16 protein-coding genes are annotated in these 18,618 nt (G+C 53.8%); 6 read left to right on the top strand and 10 right to left on the bottom strand.

Features of this window, described 5'->3' with window-relative positions; genetic code table 11:
* Positions 1-429: 429 nt before the first annotated feature.
* Complete coding sequence (locus MKX51_RS09195; RefSeq protein ID WP_340992132.1) at positions 430-2,277, bottom strand: UbiD family decarboxylase; 1,848 nt, start codon at positions 2,275-2,277, stop codon at positions 430-432.
* 187 nt (positions 2,278-2,464) lie between these two features.
* Here MKX51_RS09195 and MKX51_RS09190 point away from each other — a divergent pair, with 187 nt between their 5' ends.
* The gene (locus MKX51_RS09190; RefSeq protein ID WP_340992131.1) at positions 2,465-3,553 is read left to right on the top strand and encodes a low temperature requirement protein A; all 1,089 of its coding nucleotides are present in this window, start codon (positions 2,465-2,467) and stop codon (positions 3,551-3,553) included.
* 108 nt (positions 3,554-3,661) lie between these two features.
* On the opposite strand, the gene MKX51_RS09185 is transcribed toward MKX51_RS09190, so the two are convergent.
* Both MKX51_RS09185 and MKX51_RS09180 read right to left on the bottom strand, forming a co-directional pair.
* On the bottom strand, positions 3,662-5,065 hold the full coding sequence (locus tag MKX51_RS09185; protein WP_340995575.1) for an NAD(P)/FAD-dependent oxidoreductase: 1,404 nt from the start codon (positions 5,063-5,065) through the stop codon (positions 3,662-3,664).
* Between the two features lie 371 nt (positions 5,066-5,436).
* The gene (locus MKX51_RS09180) at positions 5,437-5,799 is read right to left on the bottom strand and encodes a hypothetical protein (RefSeq protein WP_051478024.1); all 363 of its coding nucleotides are present in this window, start codon (positions 5,797-5,799) and stop codon (positions 5,437-5,439) included.
* 165 nt (positions 5,800-5,964) lie between these two features.
* Between MKX51_RS09180 and MKX51_RS09175 the strand changes: the two genes are divergently transcribed.
* Positions 5,965-7,248, top strand: a complete 1,284-nt coding sequence (locus MKX51_RS09175) for a S8 family peptidase (RefSeq protein WP_340992130.1) — start codon at positions 5,965-5,967, stop codon at positions 7,246-7,248.
* 37 nt (positions 7,249-7,285) lie between these two features.
* Here MKX51_RS09175 and MKX51_RS09170 read toward each other — a convergent pair whose 3' ends face one another.
* The 3 genes from MKX51_RS09170 to MKX51_RS09160 form a co-directional block, all read right to left on the bottom strand.
* A complete protein-coding gene (locus MKX51_RS09170) occupies positions 7,286-8,593 on the bottom strand; it encodes an amidase (protein ID WP_340992129.1) in 1,308 nt (435 codons plus the stop codon).
* A gap of 158 nt (positions 8,594-8,751) precedes the next feature.
* Positions 8,752-9,207: a hypothetical protein gene (locus MKX51_RS09165; protein ID WP_340992128.1), complete on the bottom strand. Its 456-nt coding sequence runs from the start codon at positions 9,205-9,207 to the stop codon at positions 8,752-8,754.
* A 34-nt stretch (positions 9,208-9,241) separates the two neighbouring features.
* A complete protein-coding gene (locus MKX51_RS09160; protein ID WP_340992127.1) occupies positions 9,242-9,679 on the bottom strand; it encodes a LytTR family DNA-binding domain-containing protein in 438 nt (145 codons plus the stop codon).
* A gap of 337 nt (positions 9,680-10,016) precedes the next feature.
* On the opposite strand from MKX51_RS09160, the gene MKX51_RS09155 reads away from it, so the two are divergent.
* Complete coding sequence (locus MKX51_RS09155) at positions 10,017-10,664, top strand: transcriptional regulator (RefSeq protein ID WP_340995574.1); 648 nt, start codon at positions 10,017-10,019, stop codon at positions 10,662-10,664.
* 793 nt (positions 10,665-11,457) lie between these two features.
* Here the strand turns inward: MKX51_RS09155 and MKX51_RS09150 are convergent.
* A complete protein-coding gene (locus tag MKX51_RS09150; RefSeq protein WP_209874583.1) occupies positions 11,458-11,733 on the bottom strand; it encodes a CD3324 family protein in 276 nt (91 codons plus the stop codon).
* A gap of 385 nt (positions 11,734-12,118) precedes the next feature.
* Here MKX51_RS09150 and MKX51_RS09145 point away from each other — a divergent pair, with 385 nt between their 5' ends.
* A complete protein-coding gene (locus MKX51_RS09145; protein WP_340992126.1) occupies positions 12,119-13,810 on the top strand; it encodes a M3 family oligoendopeptidase in 1,692 nt (563 codons plus the stop codon).
* A gap of 144 nt (positions 13,811-13,954) precedes the next feature.
* Here the strand turns inward: MKX51_RS09145 and MKX51_RS09140 are convergent, their stop codons facing one another.
* Genes MKX51_RS09140 through MKX51_RS09130 form a run of 3 tightly spaced genes read right to left on the bottom strand, consistent with a single transcriptional unit; the run spans position 13,955 to position 16,319 of the window.
* Positions 13,955-14,341, bottom strand: a complete 387-nt coding sequence (locus tag MKX51_RS09140) for an iron chaperone (RefSeq protein WP_340992125.1) — start codon at positions 14,339-14,341, stop codon at positions 13,955-13,957.
* Positions 14,342-14,367: 26 nt separating this feature from the next.
* The gene (locus MKX51_RS09135; protein WP_340992124.1) at positions 14,368-15,390 is read right to left on the bottom strand and encodes an aminoglycoside phosphotransferase family protein; all 1,023 of its coding nucleotides are present in this window, start codon (positions 15,388-15,390) and stop codon (positions 14,368-14,370) included.
* A complete protein-coding gene (locus MKX51_RS09130) occupies positions 15,387-16,319 on the bottom strand; it encodes an alpha/beta hydrolase (protein ID WP_340992123.1) in 933 nt (310 codons plus the stop codon). The genes MKX51_RS09135 and MKX51_RS09130 overlap by 4 nt, the downstream gene beginning before the upstream one ends.
* Positions 16,320-16,578: 259 nt before the next feature.
* Between MKX51_RS09130 and MKX51_RS09125 the strand changes: the two genes are divergently transcribed.
* Together MKX51_RS09125 and MKX51_RS09120 are read left to right on the top strand one after the other, a co-directional pair.
* Positions 16,579-17,073, top strand: coding sequence for a sigma-70 family RNA polymerase sigma factor (locus tag MKX51_RS09125; RefSeq protein ID WP_340992122.1), 495 nt, complete (start codon positions 16,579-16,581; stop codon positions 17,071-17,073).
* Positions 17,074-17,093: 20 nt separating this feature from the next.
* Complete coding sequence (locus tag MKX51_RS09120; RefSeq protein WP_340992121.1) at positions 17,094-18,614, top strand: DUF4179 domain-containing protein; 1,521 nt, start codon at positions 17,094-17,096, stop codon at positions 18,612-18,614.
* Positions 18,615-18,618: the final 4 nt, after the last annotated feature.

Here is an 18,618-nt window from a genome sequence, read left to right as displayed (position 1 = left end):
ACGCTGCGCATTGTGGTCGGTTTTTCGATTACATTTGGTGCGCTCGCCTCCACGTTGCGTATTGTGATCGGTTTTTCGATTACATTTGGTCTGCACACCTCCGTGCTGCTCATTTTTATGCTGGAGTTGTGCCTTGAAAGACATGTTTGTTTTCGCATACATTTTCCGCCACGATAAAAAACGCATAAACGTCATTATTATCATAAATGACGTTTATGCGTCTAACATCCAACAGCCACCAAATGAAAGACAGGGCGTCTACAAACGCCCCTGCCTTTTCATTCTCCGCTCTATTCTTCTCTGTCTTCTTCGTTCTCTCCTCCGCTTGCGGTCCTTACGGCCCAATACGAGCTCCAGCATAACTTCGAAAAGCACCCCGAATAGCTCAGCCATACAACCCCTCTTTTCAGCGGTTATAGAAGTGCTGCTTCACCCCTTACGGCTCTGCAGTCCACCCAAGCTTGCTCCTTCACTAAATACCCGCTCAATCCTCCGCTGCACCTCGGGGTCAGGAATTAACGGCGGCGCTTGATGCGGCTTCACCCGGGCATCGATGATCACATTATCACAGGCCCAGTGCTTATACTCCACCGTGCTGTTCACCCCATGGATGTCATGGGAAGGATTGCTGCGGGTGAAGGTCGCCCACAGGAAGTTGTTCAGCGAATCCGACATGAAGCTGCTGTCATCGCACAGAATAATCATCGGGCAGGAATCAAGCGCCCCCTGCGCTGCAATAGCAGCGCTCAGGCCGGAGATCTCCTCTGCCGCCGAGGCGTAATCCCGGAACGGCTTCCCCTGCATGGCGGCAATCCCCGGCATAATCATGGCCGCCGGACCCCAGCCCTGCTCCACCCGCTGAAGAACCTCAGGTACCTCCGTGCACAAGCTCCGCTTCTGCTCTCCTACGGCTGCGAAGACCACCTTGCTTCCGCTGTTGATCCCCGTACCGGAATAATCCAGCGTATCAATCGTTGTATTCGTCTGGAAGTGAATATCGCGGCGCAGATTGATCCGCTCCAGAATGTAGGTCAGGAATCCGGCGATATCATGCGTGCTGACCGGCTTGTCCTCTTCTGCCGTGATGAACAGGTATTTCGCCAGACTGAGCTGTCCGGTTCCGAGAATCCGGTTGCTGATCGTCAGCAGCTCTGCAGGCTGCTTCAGCTGCTGATACGGGGTATACCGCTCACTGCCGATCGCGAACAGCAGCGGGTGCACTCCCGCAGCATCTATCGCATGTACCTCCTTCACGCCGGGAATCTCCGAGCGGATCGCCCCGCCGGTCAGCTCATGGATGAGCTCTCCGAAGGCAGTGTCCTCCTGCGGCGGACGGCCGACCACCGTGAAGGGGAAGATGGCCCCTTTTTTGGCGTAAACCTTGTGTACTCTCATCACCGGAAACGGGTGAGTCAGGCTATAATAGCCCAGATGATCGCCGAACGGCCCCTCCGGCTTCGTCTCCCCGGGATGAATCTCTCCGGTAATGACGAAGTCGGCATCGCTGCTGACGCAGAAGCCGTCTACATAGCTGTAGCGGAAATGACGCCCCGAGAGCAGCCCAGCAAAGGTCATTTCACTTAAGCCCTCCGGCAGCGGCATCACCGCCGAGAGCGTATGCGCAGGCGGGCCGCCGATGAAGCAGCTAACCTTCAGCGGCTCGCCGCGCCGGTTCGCGTGGGCCTGATGAATGCCGATCCCGCGGTGAATCTGGTAATGGACGCCTACTTCCTTATTCAGCTCATATTCGTTGCCGCTAAGCTGAATACGGTACATCCCCAGATTGGAGTTCATGATACCCGGCTTATCGGGGTCCTCGGAATACACCTGCGGAAGCGTGACGAACGCCCCTCCGTCGCCCTGCCAGTGCTTAATCTGCGGAAGATCGGAGATCCTAATCTCCTCGAACCCGGCCGGTACACCGCTGCCCTTCTTGATCGGCAGCGCTTTACGGGCGGCAAGGCCTGTCCCGATATACCGCAAAGGCTGCTTGAGCGCCTTCATGGGATTGCTGCGCAGGGCGATGACCGCCTGTGACGATTCCCACGTGTCGCGGAAGATGAACTTGCTTCGCTCAATCGTTCCGAACAGATTCGAGACGGCACGGTACTTCGAGCCCCGGACCTTCTCGAACAGCAGAGCGGGACCGCCCGCCTCATAGACCTTCATATGTATCGCCGCCATCTCCAGATGCGGGTCTACCTCTTCATGTATGCGAATTAAATGCCCGTGCTTCTCCAGGTCAATAATACATTCTTCCATATTGCGATATGACATGCTTCTACTCCCATTCTCTCAAGAATATGAACCTCTTTATTATCAATGAGTGTGTCCGTCAGGTCAATTCCCGCCAAGGCAACCTCTCCAATTGTCACAGATATTCTTGCCTTCTTCTGTGGAGAGCCATTATTATACTTGTAAACCGGACAGCTCCGGACAACAAACGGCAAAGGGGACTAACGCAATGATCATCAAAAAGGTAACCTGGCTGGAGCTCTTCTACGATCTGCTGTTTGTCGCTGCGGTCCCCAAAGCCAGCCATGTGCTGCTGCATGTAGAACACGAGACCCTGTCCTTTGAGACACAGGGCAAATTCATACTGATCTTCATTCCGATCTGGTGGGCCTGGGTCGGCCAGACGCTCTTCGTTAACCGCTATGGTCAGGATACGGTGATGCACCGGATTTTTCTGATTATCCAGTTGTTCTTCGTATTGATTATGACAGCCAGCCTGTCGGTAGATTTCGATGCCAACTATCTGCCGTTTCTGATTGGCTACCTCGGACTCCGGATCATGACTGCGGTCCAGTATCATTACAGCCATTCCAGAGAAAGCGGACATCTGCGGAGCACCGCCCGTTATCTGGGATCACGCTTCTGGATTGGACTTACGATTTCGGCCTGCTCCCTGTTCTTCGATTCTTGGCTGCGGTATGCGGTACTGTACGCCGGGATTATACTAGACATTATTCTCCCGCTGACGGGACGGAGGATTCTGGTGAAGACGCCCGCCAATACCCATCATCTGCTGGAGCGCTTCTCCCTGTTCGCCTTGATCCTGCTCGGCGAATCCGTGGTCAGCATTCTCGCCGTACTGCAATCCAGCAGCTGGACCGGACAATCTGTCGGCTTCGCTGCGCTCACCTTTGTACTGATCATCGCCATATGGTGGCAGTATTATGACAACCTGGAGAAGAAGGTCGATATGCACATCCAGACTGCCGGACAGACGATTATCTACGGGCATCTGTTCATCTATCTGTCGCTATGTATGCTTGCTGCGTCCATCCAGCTGCTTTTCCTGGATCAGCTACATTATGGACCGATGCTGAACCTGTTGTTCGGCTCCGCACTGCTCTACTTCGCTTCCACGGCACTGGTCTTCCAGGTCTACAGGCATAAGCAGCATCGGCTGGGAATGAAGCCGCTGGCAGGGCTGACCGCCATTCTGGCCTGCTTCTATGTGCTGGATCTTCTAGTCCATGTACCGAATGTCCTGATTATGGGCGAGCTGGCGCTGTTCTTCGCGTTGTACGCCAGGATTACTGCCTGACCCGGGTGCCAGTCAGCTCTCAGGCACTGGCCAATCTATCCGCTCTGCACGCCAAGAGGCTGCACCAGAGGTCATTGCCCGCCTCAGGTACAGCCTCTTCCGGCCGTCTTACTGGCCTGTAAATTCAATCTCATCGTAATCATAATAAGCCTGCAGGATCTGCTCCCGGTCATCCAGGAACAGTTGGTCTGCCACGCCGCTGACCAGTCTCGGAATCGCATTGCGCAGTCCCGAGATGGCCGATGCCGATAACCCGCAGCTGGCCAGCGCGGAATAGTTGAACACGAATAAGCCATGCAGCAGCTTGCGGCCTGCTTCATCCCGGCTCTGAAGGGCAAAGCCTGGACTAAGGTAAGGGTGTGCATCCAGCAGCGGATTCGCCGCTCCCGCAGGCGCTGTGTACCGGTCGCTCCAGCGGGCAATATGAGGCTCCACCTGCCGCAGCTCCGGCCGCAGGGCAGGATCGCTGAGCAGGCCCGTGCTGATGATCAGATAGTCGAAGCTGAACTCACCGGCAGGTGTAGTCACCACCGCCTGCTCCCCCGCAGCCTCCACCTTCAGCCACGGCGAGCCGAGATGCAGCCGGAAGCCGGGCCATGCCGCTGCCCGGCGGAAGGTATCGCCCGTCGGCGGCTGATTATACTGGAAGAAATGCGAGATGACTGTATATTTGTCCGCATCCGCCAGGGTATGGAACCGCTCAATCATTCCCGAGCCCTCCATCTGGCGGATCGGATTCACCCCCGGCAGCTGCGTCCGGCGGACGAAGACCTGGGCCTCAGCCGCGCCCTCCTGAAGCGCGTAATTGGCATTGTCGAAGGCAGACGCCCCGCCGCCTAGAATCCCCACCCGCTTGCCGCGAAGGGCAGCGAAGTCAATCTGCCGGGAAGTATGGGCATACAGGCGCTCCGGCAGATGATCTGCAATCATTGGCGGAACATGCCACTGCCCTCCGCCTTGAATACCGGTAGCCAGCACCACCTTACGGGCCAGCAGTGTTCCGGCCGGCGCACCCGCTCCTGTAACCTGCAGACGGTAGATTCCATCGTCACCAGGTTCAACCAGCATTAGCTGCACCTCGTTACGTACCGGCAGCTTCAGAATCTGCCGGTACCAGCGCAGATACTCCATCCACTGCCCGCGCGGGATTTTATCTACCTCACTCCAGGCCCCCGCCCCATGCTGAGCCTCCCACCAGGAGCGGAAGGTCAGCGATGGAATTCCAAGATCAATCGAGGTCAGATGCTTGGGTGTGCGCAGCGTCACCATCCGGGCATAGGATTCCCACGGCCCCTCCAGCCCGTCACGATTCTCATCGATGATCAGCAGATTCGAGATCCGTTCGCGCAGCAGGCCAAAAGCCGCACCGAGCCCGCTCTGGCCTCCGCCCACAATGACGACATCATAGACATGGCCTTCCACATGCTCCACAGGGCGGACCCAGTCCGCGCCGCCATAGGCGAGGTAAGAGAGATCCGTATTCACACGTTCATTCAAGGCTTCCAGGCTCATCATTCCTCAGACCTTTCCAGGGCATCTTCAGCTCATAGCTGCTGCCCGCTTGGCATCCTGCTCCACAATCCCTGATATACATCTATGGCGATATTATATAGGGTATGCCCCCGCTTTTGAATATTGATGGAAGGTTTATTGTCATAAGAGCTGAATTCTGCGGACGGGATTGTACATTGAGCCAATATTTTAACGCCAACTCCCCTTAATGCTTGACAAACGGAATATTATCTCACACATATATCAAAAGAGCTGCCCCCATCAGCCCTCCGGCCCTGGAAACAGCTCTTTCATTCCGTCATTCATAGATACACTATGCAATCTAGCTCTCTATCTTGCACTGTTCATAGAATATAAATAGGCGCACCGCCTTAGAAGCGTGCTACAAAAAACTCGCGGTTCGACGGGACGAACTTCTGTGTGCGCTGCACATTATCCGCGTCGATAATTCGGAGCGTGTAGCTGACTGTTGTCAGCGTACTGATCGTATTAAACTGGGCAACGCCGAATTCATCAAATTGTGCCGTGATCACAGTGCCGGAGCTCCGGGTCAGTGTTGCCGTCCAGCCCTGTGTTTCGTAAGGGACATTGTTATTGTTCACGGCAAGCACGATGAAATTATTAAGCACCTGTCTGATCCGCCGTCTCTTGGGTCTTACTACCGCCGCTGCTCTTGCTTTTTTAGCCATCAGTTGACGTTTTGCCAGCAATGCCTTCTTCTCTGATTCTTTCATTTACTTCACCACTTTCTATTGGAATACAGTAGTAAATGCAATAGAAGAATCAGCCGAAACGCGCTATTGCCTGTTATTTACATAAATGTATTACTGTACTCATTCATGGTTTCGTACCCACGAGGCAGCTTGCCGCATACACTGCTTCATAGAGGTGATTACATTATGAAAAGTGTACCATCATGGGTCAGGCGTCACGCCGCCAAGCTCAACCGGCCCCTAAAGCATAAGATCCGCAGAGCCTATTCCACTGCTGCCTCAACTACTGCTATACCGGTGATCATACAGTTCAGACAACCGCTTACTCCGGCAGGGCTCCGTGAACTGAGGAAGCATCTGGGACGGCATGTCCTCCCGGTCAAGCATCATCTGCGGCTGCACCAGGCCGTAGCTTCACAGGTATCCCTGAAATGTCTGGAGCATGTATGCCGCTGGAACGGGGTCCATAAAGTCTACCTGGATGGCATCAAGAAGGCTACACTCAACATCGCGACTCCATCCATAGGAGCTACAGCGGTTAGACGCTCAAGAGGACTTACCGGCAAAGGCATCAACATCGCTGTGCTCGATACCGGAGTCTACCCGCATCCCGATCTGACCCGGCCGGTGAACCGCATCCTGGCGTTCAAGGATTATATCAATCACCGGAAATGCCCGTATGACGACAACGGACACGGGACACATATCACCGGGGATGCCGCCGGTAACGGCTGGTCCAGCCGGGGCAAGTACCGGGGACCCGCGCCGGAAGCGGGTATTGTCGGAATCAAGGTGCTGGATAAGTATGGGGACGGCTATGACTCCACCATCATCAAGGCGATTGAATACTGCATCACCCGCCGCAAAAAGCTGAAGCTGCGCATCCTCTCCATGTCCTTCGGCGGACCGGTGGCTCCGCATGTCAAGGATGATCTTCTCGTCCAGGCCGTGGAAAAAGCCGTCAAAGCCGGCCTCACCGTAGTCATCGCCGCCGGCAATGCCGGCCCTCGGCGCAGGACCGTAGAGTCCCCCGGGATCAGCCCCTCCGCGATCACCGTCGGAGCCGTCAATGACCGCCGGACGCTGACGCAGAAGGATGACCGGATCGCCGTCTATTCCAGCCGGGGACCCGCTCCCGGCGGCAAGTTGAAGCCGGATCTGGTCGCCCCCGGCGATTCCGTGATCTCGCTGCGCGCCCCCGGCTCCCGGCTGGTCCGTGAATTGCCGCGCAATAAGGTCGGCAAGCGGTATTTCAAGCTGTCCGGCACCAGCATCTCCACGCCCATCGTGTCCGGTGCCGCCGCGCAGCTGCTCCAGCTTGCGCCTGGTCTCACGCCGCGCCAGGTGAAGCTCTTGCTGAAGCGTAACGCCTTCCCTCTCCGCCTGAAGCCGAATACCGGCGGCAGCGGGGAGATCGACGTACGGTTCCTGAAGCGCCGCTGCTCCCCCAAGAAACCCCGAACAAAATAACCGGCCCGGTAACCGCTCCTTATTTCACGGGGAGCGGTTACTCCTCCGCCAGATGCGGCCATAGCTGGCGTGCCCAGGCTAACAGCATCTCGTCTTCTCCATATCTTCCTATGCACTGGAAGCCGAGCGGCATGCCTTCAAGCGTTGCCGCAGGCAGACTGACCGCGGGCACTCCCGCGAAGCCCCAGACCGCAGGCATCCCTGCCCAGCCTGTATTCCGCTCCTCGATCTTCGGCGCAGTCCCTCCCTGGGCCGGAGAGACCCACAGGTCGATTCCCTCTTGCTCCATAAGCTCCGTCAGATCACGCCGAAGCTCCCGTTGCCGGGTGCGGTACTGCTCCAGCTCCTCCTCCGGAATGTGCTGTCCTCTAAGGATCGCTTCCTGCACGGGAACGCCGTATTCTACTCTATGCACCGCGAATCTATCTTCATGCTCCCGTGCCAGCTCTCCCTCAATGAAACGCAGCATGGCATTTCCATAGATGAGTTCATCCTCCCACGGCATTTGGACATAACGGACTTCATATCCAAGCTGCTTAAGTCCTGTGATCTGAGCCTCGAACACCCCTTTGACTTCCGCGCTCATCAGCTCCATATAGACTCCCTTGGGGATACCCAGAACCGGCTTACGGGGGATTGGGGCAGCAGGAGCCTCCCAGTCCGGGACAAGCAAGGCTGCCGCTGCCTCCATATCAGGCAAGTCTTGCGTGAAGAACCCTACCGTGTCAAAAGACGGCGAGAACAGCAGCACCCCATCCAGCGGAACCCTCCCGTAGCTGGGCTTGAAGCCGACCACTCCGCAAAAGGACGCCGGGGCGATCACCGAACGCAGCGTCTGTGTGCCCACAGCCAGCGGACAGAGCCCCGCAGCCACCGCTGCGGCGGAGCCTGCACTGGACCCTCCGGGAGTATGCGCGGTATTATGCGGATTAAGCGTAGCAATCGGCCCGTTATAGGCGAATTCCTCGGTCACCGTCTTGCCCGCAATCACGGCCCCGAGGGCACGCAGTTTAGTGACCAGAGACCCTTGGGCACCAGCTAACACCTCAGCAGATAGCTGCGACCCTGCCCGGGTGGGCAGACCGTCTACATGCAGCAGATCCTTAATGGCCACAGGAATGCCGAATAGGGCCGGTTTACGTTCATCTCCGCTGTAGGTACGTTGCAGCAGAGCTTTTTCCGAATCCAAACGCCCTTCAACGTCATACTCAGGGACAAATGCATGGATATGCGGCTCAAGTCGTCTGTAACGCTCCATGTACTGGTTAAGCACAGTTTCGGGTGAATATCCGGGTTCGTGAATCCGGCTCATCATTTCTGTCAGGGATACCTTGTGAAGCAGCATAAGATCATCTCCATGGAAGATTATGTATAGCATTTGGCTTATTACGGTTCAGTCTTGCAAAAGGTAACAAAAATCCCCAAGCTTACTCAGCACCAAAAAAGCCACCCGGACCGCTTCCCCTTCAAGATGGCTTTCATGCTCCTTAACTCCAGCGCTTCCTAAAGCTCTTCGTCTCCTTGATCCCCGCCCTGCTTATACTCATTCAGCTTCTGATTAAGCTTCTTGGCTTCCCGCTTCCCGTCGATGTGCATCATCGCGTATACCATACTTTTGACCACCAGAATAACAATGACGAACGGCACCAGCACTCCCTTATCCATCAGCGGGCCATCTGCGAACTGCCACAGCCAGAGAATTACCAGCACATCGGCAAGGATGAAGCAGAGATAGAAGCTGATCGTCTGCACTTTGGGATCTACCTCATACGTATTCACCAGCGCATAGCGGAAGCAGGTAAATGCCGAAGCCCCCAGGAACAGCTGCACCAGCAGCGAGCCCCGGATCATCTCCGTTGAGTTCAGAGCCAGCACAACCGCCGCGAGCACCATCAGCCCCCCGCAAGCCACCAGCAGATCCTTCACGAACAAAGACACATACTTTCTGGTTGTAATCATGAGTATTCCTCCTATTCAAGTGTTGACAGCACAGCTATAACCCTAGCTTCCGTTTGAGCACCGGGACGTATTGTCTGGAGATGTAGACCTTCTCACCGTTGTGCAGCAGCGCCTCGTATCTTCCGTAAAGCACCGGGCGGAGCGACTCGATCTTGGCCACATTCAGAATACTGGATTTGGATGCTCTGAAAAAATCGCCAGACTCATACTCCGTCTCCAGCTCATACAGCTTCAGCCTTGACTCATACACCTTCTCCTGGCAGTAGATGAACACCTTATGATCGACCGCCTCGAAGTAGTAGACGTCACGCGGATGGATAATGTGCATTTGCAGCCCGGTCATACCAATCAGCTTCCTTGCGCCTGCGTTCACCGAGTAGATCAGCCCCAGCAAGGCTTCATCCGGGTCATTGCACCTGAGAATAATTTCAGGCTCACCGCCCTCCGGAACCTGCTCAATCGTGATTTTCACCGCCACCGCCTCCTGCCTTCTCTCCCTACAGCTACAGTATATTTTTGTAAAAAGACTTATACAATGGCCTCTGCGCAAGCTGCGCTCCAGCGGGTTCAAGCTGCAGGTTTGGGAGGTCCAACCAGGCTCAACTCCTTCATTGGTTCTTCTGCAATAAATGGTACCGGTTATAAAAAGAAATACGGTATAATAACCGGTATAGGTCGTGAAGAACACGCCGCCTCAATAGAGCGTTTATCTGGAGCTAACTCTGGATGCGTCTCTATGGAGGCGGCTTTTCTTGTGTTCAGGATCACTGCGGATTTCACGGCTAATCTACAGTAAAGGGGAAGCTTCATTGTCGAGATTCGAGCAGCATGTTGAGGAATGGCTTCAGGAACAGATTCATGCGGAGACAAGTTCAATAAGGTTGGAGTTTCTTAATAAGGGGTTGGGGCACGGGACCGTAGAGTTTCTGCGCTCAGTCTGGATTCCCGCTGTCGGCAATTTCAAGTCTCTATATACGGAGTGGGAGGTCCGTGATTTCAACAACGGTTACTGTTATTTAGATCTGGCGTATATGCCAGGCGGTGCCAAGGGCGGCATTGAGATTCAAGGCTTTGGTCCGCATGCACGGGACCTTGATGTCAGGCGGTTCAAAGACTTATGCAGACGGCATTGTCTGCTGGCGCTGGACGGTTGGACCTTTTTGCCTATTGCCTATCCGTCTATTACAGAAGAACCTCAGCTATGCCAGCAGCTTGTACTTGCGTTCATTGGCAGATTCGCTGCTACTGATGTATCTGCATCATTATCCTGGCTGGAGGCAGAAACCGTCCGCCTGGCCCGGCGTATTCTGCGTCCGCTGACGCCGCTGGAGCTGGCCGCGCATTTGCGGGTGTGTGACCGCCAAGCGAGGCGCATTCTTCACCATCTCGTTGATCTACAAGTCCTGGAGGTGGCGAGTGGTACAGAGCGGGTTCGCACGTATAAGCTCCGGGTCTAGTAGGCGCTGAGCCTTGCGGGCGGGAGACGTAAGCCTGTGTAGCCGGGGGGCTGACTCGGAAGTGTGTGAGCCTGATGTGGCGGGGGGGATACGAGTCTAATGGCGCGGAGGTGCACGAGCCTGATGCCGCGGACTGAGAAGCCGCTATTTTACCGAAATTGTTACTTATTCGCTTGTTCGCGGACTGAGATTCCGCTATCCGCCTTACAAACCACTCAAACGGCCTGTCTAAGCAGCAATAACGGATTGTCAGTCCGCCAAAAGTCCATATGGCGCTGTAAATCCACATTAGCGGAATCTCAGTCCGTAGCCCCCCACCAACCTCAAAAAAAACCGCAGTTCAGCTCTGCGGGTCCCTGGAATATTAGTTTTATGACGAGCTTGGGGTAGCTGATGTGCGGGAGACTGATGTCGGAGGTACACGAGACGCACGAGCCTGATGGCGCGGACTGAGAAGCCGCTATTTTACCGAAATTGTTACTTATTCGCTTGTTCGCGGACTGAGATTCCGCTATCCGCCTTACAAACCACCGAAACGGCCTGTCTGAGCAGCAATAACGGATTGTCAGTCCGCCAAAGTTCCACTTGGTCCTGAAAATCCACAATAGCGGAATCTCAGTCCGTAGCCTTTGTGAAAATCGCACCCTTAGCCGATCAACACTCAACTATAGCAGCTTGGCTGATGTCTCTTGACCATCCACTGTCTATTACCGATGCACACTTGACCATACACGGCATCCGCTTGGCACTTTTCCCGGCAACCACGCCCTCTCCAACCGCAAAAAACCGCAGATCAGCTCTGCGGGTTCTTGGAATATACAATTTTACGGATGCTGTCGATGGATAACCCGTATTGCTCGCACAATTGGTACAACTCTGCACCTTCTTGGAAGCGGCTACGGATCTCAGCATTGCGGACTTTATAGTAATCGGCTGCCCCTGAGCTTTCGCCCCATTTTCTGCGTTTGCTCTTGCAGGTTGGGATATACAGGGCTTCCCCTTGAATATATTGCTGAATCTCCTTCAGCAGGTGGTCTGGCAACAGCTTTGCTGCATTTATACATTGCATATCTGGCTCGCTCCTTAAAATATATTAATCTTTTAAGGGCAAAGCCTGTGTATAAATAACTGTATTTCTTAAAACATACTTCAGGCGAATATGAATCCGCTCCATGCCAAGCTTTCGCCTTAGTTATTTCACAGGCTTTGCATGGAGCGTGCCGTTCATATACTGACTCATCCGAAACATGGGTCATCACCTCCCGGGATTTAATAATTGGTGCAGATTAACTCTATTCTAGAATAATTTCCATATTGGTTCAACAACGGATGTGCGCGGTGCCAGGAGTATAGTGTTTAGCTATAATCAAAGTTTACCGGAAGAACATTAGTTTTTTGCGGGCGCCGATTATATAATAAGATCTATATGGTAAAGAAAGGATGCGATGCAGCAAATGAAATTCACAGAATATGTATACGAACGCCCGGATGTGGAGCAATTCAAACAGGAGTTCACCACTCTGCTGAAGGACCTGGAGACAGGCAATCTGGAGGAGCAAAAGGCTGCCGTGGCAGCAATCAATAAGCTGCGCAGCCGCTTCGATACGATGGAGACCCTCGTGAGTGTCCGCCACTCCATCGATACGGAGGATGCATTCTACAAGGCAGAGCAGGATTATATGGATGAGACCGGACCGGTGATCCAGGAGTACATCACGGATTATTACAGAGCCCTCGTCAATTCCAAATATAGAGCCGAGTTCGAGCAGGAATGGGGAACACAGCTCCTAAGCCTGGCCGAGATCTCACTGCGTACCTTCAGCCCTGAAGTCATTGAAGATCTGCAGCTGGAGAATAAGCTGTCCTCCGAATACTCTCAATTAATCGCGTCCGCCAAAATCCTGTTCCAGGGCGAAGAACGCACGCTGGCACAGCTGATTCCGTTCGATTCTTCCACGGACCGTGAAGTCCGCAAAGGCGTATTCGAAGCCCGTAATGCCTTCATGGCAAAGCATGAACCCGAATTCGACCGGATCTACGACGAGCTGGTGAAGGTCCGGGCGGGAATCGCTGCCAAGCTGGGATACAAGAGCTTCGTGGAGCTCGGGTATGACCGGATGGGACGTACCGATTATAATGCTGAGATGGTAGCAGGCTTCCGCAAGCAGGTACATGAGCATATCGTGCCGGTTGCAGGGAAGCTGAAGCAGCGCCAGCGCGAACGCCTTCAGCTGGACGGGCTGAAATTTTACGATGAGGGTATTAAGTTCAATTCCGGCAACGCTACCCCTAAGGGAGACCCGGACTGGATCGTGGCGAATGGTGCGAAGATGTACCAGGAGATGTCCCCGCAGACCGGTGAATTCTTCACCTTCATGCAGGAGAACGGGCTGATGGATCTGGTCAGCAAAAAAGGCAAGGAATTCGGCGGCTACTGTACCTTCTTCAGCGACTACCGCGCGCCGTTCATTTTCTCCAACTTCAATGGAACCTCCGGAGATATCGATGTGCTAACCCACGAGGTCGGGCACGCCTTCCAGGTGTATTCCAGCCGGAATATGGAGGTCCCTGAATATGCGTTCCCGACCTCCGAAGCCGCTGAGATTCATTCGATGAGTATGGAGTTCTTCGCCTGGCCATGGATGGACCTGTTCTTCAAGGAGGAGGCGGACAAGTACCGCTTCAACCACCTGGCTGACAGTCTGGAGTTCATTCCTTATGGCGTCTCTGTCGATGAATTCCAGCATTTTGTGTACGAGCATCCGGAAGCTACGCCGCAGGAACGCAAACAGGCTTGGCGGGACATTGAACGGAAATACCTGCCGCACCGTGATTATGACGGCAATGCTTATCTGGAACAAGGCGGCTTCTGGCACAAGCAGGCTCATATCTTCCGTTCCCCGTTCTACTATATCGACTATACCCTGGCCCAGCTCTGCGCCTTCCAGTTCTGGAAACGCTCGAACGAGGACTTCACCTCGGCTTGGCCGGATTACCTGAAGCTCTGTCAGGCCGGAGGCAGCCGCTCCTTCACGGAGCTGGTGAAGCTTGCCGGATTAACCTCCCCGTTCGAGGATGGCTGCATCGGCTCTGTTATCGGAGAGATTGAGGGCTGGTTGAACAGCATAGACGATAAGGCACTGTAAGGACTGGGATTCATACACCAGATACAATTAAGTTTCCATGCACCATCAATCACAGCATCAACTATAAGGGGTTGTCCCAAGTAGCCACTTCATGGCTTCGGGACAGCCCCTTATTTTGAGTTGGATCGGCATGAGCACGCTCTCTTATTTCTTCTTCCGCTTTTCTGCAGCCTGCTGCTGATTCTCTGCTACTCTGAATTTGACGATTCTGGCAATGAGATCATAGGGGAGCGGCTCATTAATGGGGAACTGCACCGAACCCTTGGCTCCTTTGTAACGCGCCAGCTCTTCCTTGAAGACTTCAATCCCGCTGGGTGCCGGGTAGAATCCGATATGGTTCTTGAAGGCGGCAAAATGCACCAGATTCTTATGCAGGAACCAGGTAGGCATCTGGTAGCTGATCTTCTCCACGGCCTCCGGCGCAGCTTTCGAAATGACCTTACGCAAGCTCTCCAGAAGCTCCTGGACCTCCGGTGCAAAGTCCGCAATATATTGGTCAACCGTTTCATAGGTAACTTTGTTCTTTTCCACTCCGGCTTCATCTCCCTTGGGTTGGTTCAAAGATCTTCAAACCATTGCAGGCATACCGGAATGAATCCGGCATAATCATTCAATGCTTGCAGGGTAGGCAGCACCTGACTCGTTCCAAGCTCCCGCTCGGAAATATCCGGTCCTTCCAGGCCCAGAGACCGCCGGAGGCTATACTCCAGCCAGCCTATTTTGCCGTGGAAGCCGCTGCTTAGCACCTCGGGCCAGGGATCAGTAATTTCTCCCCCTTGATTACGGTAAGCATGGATTACTGCACAGAAATCTGCCTTGCGGATGTGACCACTCTCAAAGTCTGACCAATAGAGCGCCACTTCCATCAGCTCCTGCGCCGGGTTAACCCAGCCTGCGGCCTCCCAGTCAATGATCACGGGCTGGCCTTCAGAGCTCCACATTACATTCTTCGGGTCCAGATCCCGGTGGCTGATGACTATGTTCCCGCTAAGGACCGCCATAGCGGCATTGACCTGCTTTTCATAGCAGCTTAGCTTATCCAGATTAGCCTTAAGGGGTGCAGCCCATGGTAGGCCCATAGCTTCGCCCTGCAAGGCATACCCTTGCCAATCTGTCCGTAATTCCTCCGCTGTGCTGTCCCTTTGAAGCTCTTTGTGAAGAGGAGCGAAGTCCGCTGCATGGATGTCAGCCAGAGCTTGTCCGATCAGAATGCATTGCTCCAGCCCCGCTTCAGCCGCAGAGATGGAACGGCCTTCTATCCAAGGGAACAGCAAATAATATTGCCCATCCGCTTCATGTATACAGCTTCCCTCATTCAGCAGTGCAGGAAGTGCGTTCACTCCCTGGCTGCGGGCCAGCATGGCTACCTTTTCGGCTGCTATCATATTATTCATCACAGCTTCCTTCCGCATCAGCTGCGGGTTAAGCGCCTTCACTGCATACTCTGCCTGATTCGTGGTCACACGATACATCCGGTGGAGGAAACCGCCGGAGATTTGCTCCGGCACACCACTCAGTAAGCCCAACTTATATGTAGCACACAGCTTTTCAAAATTCAATGTGTAATTCGTAAGCGTCATAATCCCTTCGTCCTCCCGGCATAGAACTTCAAATATTCGTCCATGTGACTCTTCCAATAGTCCCCGTCATGCTGGCCTGCTCTGAGGTGATATTCTACCGGCACGCCCTTCTCCTTAAGCAGGGTATACAGTTGCTCCGTGCCTTCATAGAACCGGTAGCTATCCTCCGCCCCGCAGTCCAGGTAGATACTCAACTTCGATAAGTCCCTGTTCTGCGCCAAAAGAAGCGGGTCACGCTCCTGCCGCAGCGCTTCCGTCGGATAGAGAAACTGGATCAGGCCGTTCTCGCCTCCGGCAAGAGACCAATCATCCAGGAACAGCGCCGGGCTATGCCCGCCAACCCTGCTATAGACATCGCTATGCAAAAACGCCGAATGCAGGCTGATAAAACCTCCCATCGATATACCGCCAATATAACGGGAACCGCGCTCAGCCATAGTATTAAAATGCGAATCTGTATATTCCACAACATCCTTGACCAGATAATCCTCATACCGTTCACCGCCCAGTGCTGCGGGATCACCTGGATTAACTACAGCATTCAGTCCATAGCTGTTGTCCATCTGTGGAGCAACGATAATGATCGGTTCGATTTGACCGGCCTCAATCAGTCGGTCTGCATTCTGTTGAATATTCAGCCCACCCCACATATCCGTCTCCCGGCTGCCGTAGCCATGGATGAAATAGAGGACCGGATAACGCTGAGAGGCATTGTACCCTTTAGGAAGATAGACACTGAGCCGCATATCCCAGTCCAGGGCTTCACTGTGAAAAACCAGATGCTGAACGCCGGGGCTTTGCAGCGGTGCCGTCTCAACCTTGTCTGCTGCCCCTTGAGGGTCTTCGCCTGAGTTCCGCGAACAACCTCCCAGCACTATACACAGTATGATCAGAAGCAGATACAGCCTGGAGCTTCGAGAACCTTTCATATCGACCGCCTCCCGTTCTCCGCCACAATCGCAGCGCTTACAATTAACAGTACCACAAATCTGGATATTTATAGTAGTACAATTATACCGCTTGGCTGCGGCCTGTTTGTCACTGGTTGGCCTATCTGATATGTGTTTTAATAAAAATCAATCGTTTTTCCGGTTAGCTCCGTCTTACTTATGAAAACATATTTAAAGGACGACTTCTTCCATAGACCAACACAATAAGGAAGAGGGGATGGTGAATGGGGGGAAGACAATGAACAAAGCCAATACAGCAGATCTGGAACTGATGGATGAAGAGGTGTTCTTTGAGCGGCTTGCAAGTGAGCACCGTAAACTGTATGCGCTCGCGTACAGCTATCTGCGCTCAGAAGCAGATGCCCTGGAAGCGGTGCAAGAAGCCTCATGCCGGGCTTGGATGAAGCGCAAACAGCTTAAGAACGAACAGGCCTTCACACCGTGGCTGCTGCGGATTACCATCAACTGCTGCATGGATGAGTTAAGGCGTAAAAAACGCGTCGTGCCGGCGGAGAAGCTGGACGAGAAGGAGACCCAGGAGATGAGGAGCAGCGACCGTCTCGATCTGGAGCGGGCGATGAGCCGGATCAAGCCGAAATACCGGCATGCCGTGATGCTCAAGTATTACCAGGATATGACGACCACTGAAATTGCCAAGGTACTGAATAAGCCCGAAGGCACGGTCAAAACCTGGCTGCGTGAAGGACTTAGGCTGTTGCGGAAATATCTGTGAGCAAATCGGAGGTGACAGAAATGTTGGAAAAAGAAGAGCGTGTCCTGAAACAGGATGCCCGGGAGGTCCATCTTCATGCAGAGGAGATTCAGGAATTGAAAATTTATAATGCCATGCGCAGTGGAATGACGCAAGGAAAAAAACGCAGCAAACGGCGTTTCTATTCCTATGGGGCCGGCGCTGTATTAGCCGCGGCCGCAGCCATTTTTGTGCTTGTCTCATCCATCGGCTTGCCATCTGGAGGTATAGACGATTCCGGCCTCAGCGGTTCAGTGCAGGCGGCCAGCACCAAAAGCTGGAATGATTTTGCGGACTATCGCAAGCAGCCATTAACGAACCGGGTGGTTGGCGACATCCTGGAACGAAATCTGTTCCAACCGGTCCGTCAAAGCGCAACCAACAAAGGATACCGTATAGATGTGGAAGGCGCGGCCACGGATGGCCGTAAAGTGTATATCCTATTCAATGTGCACAACGGTACGGATCAAGAAGTTGTTACTGCGGATACGAAAATTCAATTCGGTGATTTCGAGGTTCCATATCCACATCGAGGTGCGGCCTTGGAAATGGCGTACGATGGCGACTCCCGGATTCAGCCCGGCGGGAGCAAAGATTTTATTTATTCCACTAATTATCCGGCTTTCATCCCTGATTCCAAGGAGGTGAAGTTCACTTTAATTCTCACTGGAACATCCGACCAAGCACTCGCTTCCAGCAGCAGCAAGTATCGGACCGGCCTGGAGGTATCGTTTCAGCTTGATCCGGGCAGGTTCAAAGACCAGGAGCACACACTGCCTGTGAATCGCACGCTTACCGTGGACGGGCAAAAGATCAAAGTGCGCCAAGTACAGTATACTCCGTTCAATACTTATGTCGATCTGGAGTATGACAAGGCAAACACCAAACAGATTTTCAGCCTGCTGAATCCTGTTCTGACCGCAACAACCGGGAGTCAAACCGAGAAATTAGTTTATCCGGGCAGAATCACGGCCGATAATTCCGAGGTGTACAAAGACAACTCGCAGGCCACGCTGGTGTTCAGGCATACCGAGCTTAACCAGCCGGACTCCACCACGCTGAAGATTGCCGGGATCTCGGCGATGGAGCCGGACCGTATGAAATTTGTGGTCGATCTGAACAAGCAGCAAGTGATTGAAGCACCGGTAAACGATTGGGAAATGGTCACATCCAAGGAAGAACATCATGCAACAGCGGCAGAGATTCTGCTCCGGCGTAAGGTGACCCATCTGTCTTATTTCACCGATTCGCAAGGGGCGGTACAGGCGGAGAACATCGGCGCACAACTGGCTGACAAATTCACCGATGCGAACGGCCAGGTGCATAATAGAACGAATCGGGAAACGCCACTAATCGACTTCGGCGGCACCATGATCTCTAGAGATGGTACGGGAACCAGTGAGATCAGTTTATCTTTTGACAGTCAAGCTGCAGATTATCCGCAGCCGCTTACCCTATCGGTAGAGCGTATCTGGAATCCAATTGTGGAGACACACAGTATTGAGCTGTTTGCGAAGAAATAGAAGC

Origin of the sequence: Paenibacillus sp. FSL M7-0420, from assembly GCF_038002345.1 — a bacterium.
Classification (GTDB): Bacteria; Bacillota; Bacilli; order Paenibacillales; family Paenibacillaceae; genus Paenibacillus_AQ.
Note: the sequence above shows the minus strand (reverse complement) of the source record. Positions and strands in the feature narration are given on the sequence as shown.

Excerpts from the sequence above, each read along its gene's own strand:
- MKX51_RS09195 (WP_340992132.1), bottom strand. The coding sequence starts at position 2,277 with ATGTCATATCGCAATATGGAAGAATGTATTATTGACCTGGAGAAGCAC.
- MKX51_RS09190 (WP_340992131.1), top strand. The coding sequence starts at position 2,465 with ATGATCATCAAAAAGGTAACCTGGCTGGAGCTCTTCTACGATCTGCTG.
- MKX51_RS09185 (WP_340995575.1), bottom strand. The coding sequence starts at position 5,065 with ATGAGCCTGGAAGCCTTGAATGAACGTGTGAATACGGATCTCTCTTAC.
- MKX51_RS09180 (WP_051478024.1), bottom strand. The coding sequence starts at position 5,799 with ATGAAAGAATCAGAGAAGAAGGCATTGCTGGCAAAACGTCAACTGATG.
- MKX51_RS09175 (WP_340992130.1), top strand. The coding sequence starts at position 5,965 with ATGAAAAGTGTACCATCATGGGTCAGGCGTCACGCCGCCAAGCTCAAC.
- MKX51_RS09170 (WP_340992129.1), bottom strand. The coding sequence starts at position 8,593 with ATGCTGCTTCACAAGGTATCCCTGACAGAAATGATGAGCCGGATTCAC.
- MKX51_RS09165 (WP_340992128.1), bottom strand. The coding sequence starts at position 9,207 with ATGATTACAACCAGAAAGTATGTGTCTTTGTTCGTGAAGGATCTGCTG.
- MKX51_RS09150 (WP_209874583.1), bottom strand. The coding sequence starts at position 11,733 with ATGCAATGTATAAATGCAGCAAAGCTGTTGCCAGACCACCTGCTGAAG.
- MKX51_RS09145 (WP_340992126.1), top strand. The coding sequence starts at position 12,119 with ATGAAATTCACAGAATATGTATACGAACGCCCGGATGTGGAGCAATTC.
- MKX51_RS09135 (WP_340992124.1), bottom strand. The coding sequence starts at position 15,390 with ATGACGCTTACGAATTACACATTGAATTTTGAAAAGCTGTGTGCTACA.
- MKX51_RS09130 (WP_340992123.1), bottom strand. The coding sequence starts at position 16,319 with ATGAAAGGTTCTCGAAGCTCCAGGCTGTATCTGCTTCTGATCATACTG.
- MKX51_RS09125 (WP_340992122.1), top strand. The coding sequence starts at position 16,579 with ATGAACAAAGCCAATACAGCAGATCTGGAACTGATGGATGAAGAGGTG.
- MKX51_RS09120 (WP_340992121.1), top strand. The coding sequence starts at position 17,094 with ATGTTGGAAAAAGAAGAGCGTGTCCTGAAACAGGATGCCCGGGAGGTC.